The 3,761-nt window shown below is 64.8% G+C and carries 5 protein-coding genes; all 5 read right to left on the reverse strand.

Annotated elements, in window-relative coordinates; genetic code table 11:
- Nucleotides 1-190: 190 nt before the first annotated feature.
- The gene (gene paaE / locus VG320_RS04870; RefSeq protein WP_327199015.1) at nucleotides 191-1,279 is read right to left on the reverse strand and encodes a 1,2-phenylacetyl-CoA epoxidase subunit PaaE; all 1,089 of its coding nucleotides are present in this window, start codon (nucleotides 1,277-1,279) and stop codon (nucleotides 191-193) included.
- A 1-nt stretch (nucleotide 1,280) separates the two neighbouring features.
- Complete coding sequence (paaD, locus tag VG320_RS04875; protein WP_327199016.1) at nucleotides 1,281-1,817, reverse strand: 1,2-phenylacetyl-CoA epoxidase subunit PaaD; 537 nt, start codon at nucleotides 1,815-1,817, stop codon at nucleotides 1,281-1,283.
- 22 nt (nucleotides 1,818-1,839) lie between these two features.
- Nucleotides 1,840-2,646, reverse strand: a complete 807-nt coding sequence (gene paaC, locus VG320_RS04880; RefSeq protein ID WP_327199017.1) for a 1,2-phenylacetyl-CoA epoxidase subunit PaaC — start codon at nucleotides 2,644-2,646, stop codon at nucleotides 1,840-1,842.
- Nucleotides 2,647-2,657: 11 nt separating this feature from the next.
- On the reverse strand, nucleotides 2,658-2,942 hold the full coding sequence (gene paaB, locus VG320_RS04885; protein WP_327199018.1) for a 1,2-phenylacetyl-CoA epoxidase subunit PaaB: 285 nt from the start codon (nucleotides 2,940-2,942) through the stop codon (nucleotides 2,658-2,660).
- Nucleotides 2,943-2,971: 29 nt separating this feature from the next.
- Nucleotides 2,972-3,761 (reverse strand): 1,2-phenylacetyl-CoA epoxidase subunit PaaA (paaA, locus tag VG320_RS04890; RefSeq protein WP_327199019.1); only part of this gene is annotated, 790 nt, incomplete at its 5' end.

The following is a 3,761-nucleotide window of genomic DNA, read 5'->3' on the forward strand; positions in this document are numbered from 1 at the left end:
GCACAAAAGACAAAAGGGGCCACCCGCACCGATGCAGCGCTGCGCTGCACCACTTGCGGGCGGCCCCTAGTGTAAGCGGATCGCCGGAGCGCCGAAAGCGTGCTGTTGCTCTAAGGTCTATTCGTGACACTGCGCGTGACGCGGATAAACCAGCATGCTCAAGGCATTACGCCCTACAGCAACTACGCATTTATCGCTCGTCGAAACTCACCACGACGCGCTCGCTGACAGGATGACACTGACAGGTCAGCACGAAGCCGTCCTTCACTTCCTGCTCTTCGAGCGTGTAGTTCTTGTCCATCTTCACTTCGCCTTCGAGCACCTTCGCGCGGCAGGTGCAGCACACGCCGCCCTTGCACGCGTACGGGAGCGCCAGACCCGCCTTCAGGCCGACATCGAGCAGACTCACGCCCTCGTAGGGCAGGCGCATCTTGCGCTTTTTGCCGTCGATGACGATCTCCAGGTCGGCGGCCGGCGTGCTTTCGGTGATTTCGACGGCCGGGACGCCCGCCTGCGGCAGCGGCGAGCCGAAGCGCTCGACGTGCACTTTCTGCTGCGCCACGCCCGCGTTCTTGAGCGCGGCTTCGGCGGCGTCCATCATCGGGCCGGGACCGCAGATGAAGGCTTCGTCGATTTCCTCGGCGGGCAGCAGCGATTCGATAAAGGCCGCGCACTTGTCCTGATCGAGCACGCCATTGAACAGCTCGACGTCCTGCAGGTCGTCCGAGAGCACGTGGTAGAGGCGGAAGCGGTCCATGAAGCGGTTCTTCAGGTCTTCCAGATCCTCGGCGAACATGATCGCGTCCACGCTGCGGTTGCCGTAGACCAGCGAGAAAGCGCTGCGCGGCTCTGTTTCGAGCGTGGTCTTGATGATCGCCAGCACCGGCGTGATGCCGGAGCCGCCCGAGAACGCCACGTAGTGCTTGCCGTGATCGGCGTTCAGGTGCGTGAAGAAGCGGCCATCGGGCGTCATCACGTCGATTTCGTGGCCCGGCGCGAGCTGGTCGAAGGCGAAGTTCGAGAATCGCCCGCCGCGCACGCGCTTGATGCCCACGCGCAGTTCGCCGTCGCGATCGTAGTCGGTCACGCCCACGCAGATCGAATACGAGCGGCGCGTTTCTTCGCCGTTGATGTGGGTCTTGAGCGTGACGAACTGACCTTGCGTGAAGCGGTACGCGTCGCGCAGCTCGGGCGGCACTTCGAACGCGACGGAGACTGCGTCCGCGGTTTCGGGACGTACTTCGCGGATGCGCAGCGAATGGAATTGCGGGGTGGCCATATCAGTACGGTTTGAAGTAGTCGAAGGGTTCGCGGCAGTCGATGCAACGATAGAGCGCCTTGCACGCGGTCGAGCCAAATTGCGCGAGGCGTTCGGTGTGCTTCGAGCCGCAGCGCGGGCAGACGGGGGCGGGCAGCTTCGGCATGAAGGTGATGGGGCGCTCGCCTGCAACTTGTTCAGTGCCGCTACCGCAGTTGCCCGTGGGCGGCGCGATGCCGTAGGCGCGCAGTTTTTCACGCGCTTCGTCGGTGATCCAGTCGGTGGTCCACGCGGGCGTGAGGGTGGTGGCGATGCGATACGGCGCGATCTGCGCGGCGTCGAGCGCGTGCGCGACGTCCTCGGCGATCTGTGACATCGCCGGGCAGCCCGAATAGGTGGGCGTGATGACCACTTCAAGCTGGCCGTCGTCGGCGCGGCGCACGTCGCGCAGAATGCCCAGCTCGCGGATCGACACGACCGGAATCTCCGGATCGGGCACCGCTTCGAGCGCCTGCCATGCGCGCTCGAGCGCGCGGTCTGTCGCTGTTTGCATCGTCATTTCCTCGTGTAGCCCAACGCGCTTACCAGCGCGCGCCCGGATGCTGGCGCGCCAGGCTCTGCATCTCGGCGAGCACGAAGCCCATGTGTTCCGAGTGCTCGCCGTGCTTGCCGGTCGTGATGTGCTTCACCGGCGCGGGGGCGCTGAGCGCGGCTTCCTCGAATGCGGCTTCCACGTCGGCGCGCCAGGCGGCTTCGAACTGCGCGGTGAGCGGCGCGATGCCGGCTTCGGCCACCGAGGTTTCCACGCTGTCAGTGCTGAAAAATTCGCGCGTGTACGGCATCAGCCAGTCCAGCGCGGCCTGGGCGCGGTCGTGCGATTCTTCCGTGCCGTCGCCGAAGCGGATCAACCAGTCGCGCGCGTGATGTACGTGGTAGCGCGTTTCCTTGATCGAGCGCTCGGCGATGGCGGCCAGTTGCCCATCGGCGGAGCGCAGCAGCGCGGTCCACAGGTGCGCCATCAGCGATGCGTACAGGAAGTTGCGCACGATCGTTACGGCGTAGTCGTTGGCCGAATGCGTCGTGCCGGCGAGCGGGCCGAAGTGCGGCAGCTCGGCAAGCGTGTAGTTGGCGAACTCGCGCTCGGCGCGGAAGTAGGCGTAGTCGTCTTCGGTGCGTTCGCGGCCGGTGAGCGTCTTCTCCAGCGTGGCGGCGTGCGTGTAGAGCAGGCGCGCCTGGCCGATCAGATCGAGGCTCATGTTGGCCAGCGCGATGTCCTCTTCGAGGATCGGGCCGTGGCCACACCATTCCGTGTTGCGCTGACCGAGGATCAGCGCCGTGTCGGCGAGGCGCAGCACGTACGCGAGATGTTCCTGCGTGGGCGTCGTCATGGTGGCGCTCATTACATGTGGTTGACTTCGTCGGGCAGCGTGTAGAACGTCGGGTGGCGATAGATCTTGTCGCCGGCCGGTTCGAACAGCTCCGCCTTCTCGTTCGGGTCGGACGCGGTGATCGCCGACGACGGCACCACCCAGATGCTTACGCCTTCCTGGCGGCGCGTGTAGACGTCGCGCGCCATGCGCAGCGCCATCGACGAGTCGGCGGCGTGCAGGCTGCCGCAATGCTTGTGATCGAGGCCCTGCTTGCTGCGCACGAACACTTCCCAGATCGGCCATTCCTTGTTCATCTCTGATCTCCTTCCAATGTCTGTGGGTGTTACGCGGCGTGCTTTTCGGCGCGCTGACGCTGTTTTTCGGCATGGGCGAGGGCGGCTTCGCGCACCCACGCGCCTTCGTTGTGCGCCTTCACGCGCGTGCCCAGACGCTCGCGGTTGCACGGGCCGTCGCCGTTGACGACGCGCCAGAATTCTTCCCAGTCGATCGTGCCGTAGTCATAGTGGCCACGCGCCTCATTCCATTTCAGATCGGCGTCGGGCAGCGTCACGCCCAGCACCTTGGCCTGCTCGACGGTGGCATCGACGAACTTCTGGCGCAGATCGTCGTTCGAGATGCGCTTGATGCCCCATTTGGCCGACTGGTTGCTGTGCACGGAATCGGCGTCGCTCGGGCCGAACATCATCAGCACCGGCCACCACCAGCGGTTCACGGCCTGCTGCATGAGTTCGCGCTGCGCCTCAGTGCCTTGCATCATCGCGAGCAGGGCGTCGAAGCCCTGGCGCTGATGGAACGACTCTTCCTTGCAGATACGGATCATTGCGCGGGCGTAAGGACCGTAAGTGCAGCGGCACAGCGGAATCTGGTTCATGATCGCCGCGCCGTCCACCAGCCAGCCGATCACGCCGACGTCCGCCCATGTGGGCGTCGGGTAATTGAAGATGCTCGAATACTTTGCCTTGCCGCTATGGAGCGCGTCGACCAGTTGGTCGCGCGACACGCCGAGCGTTTCGGCGGCGCTATACAGATAGAGGCCGTGGCCGGCTTCGTCCTGCACTTTGGCAAGCAGGATCGCCTTGCGCTTCAGGCTGGGCGCGCGTGAGATCCAGTTG

Source organism: Paraburkholderia sp. (genome assembly GCF_035948235.1).
GTDB lineage: Bacteria > Pseudomonadota > Gammaproteobacteria > Burkholderiales > Burkholderiaceae > Paraburkholderia.

Bases quoted from the DNA above. Each gene is read 5' to 3' on its own strand.
- paaD (WP_327199016.1), bottom strand. From the start codon at position 1,817: ATGACGATGCAAACAGCGACAGACCGCGCGCTCGAGCGCGCATGGCAG.
- paaE (WP_327199015.1), bottom strand. From the start codon at position 1,279: ATGGCCACCCCGCAATTCCATTCGCTGCGCATCCGCGAAGTACGTCCC.
- paaC (WP_327199017.1), bottom strand. From the start codon at position 2,646: ATGACGACGCCCACGCAGGAACATCTCGCGTACGTGCTGCGCCTCGCC.
- paaB (WP_327199018.1), bottom strand. From the start codon at position 2,942: ATGAACAAGGAATGGCCGATCTGGGAAGTGTTCGTGCGCAGCAAGCAG.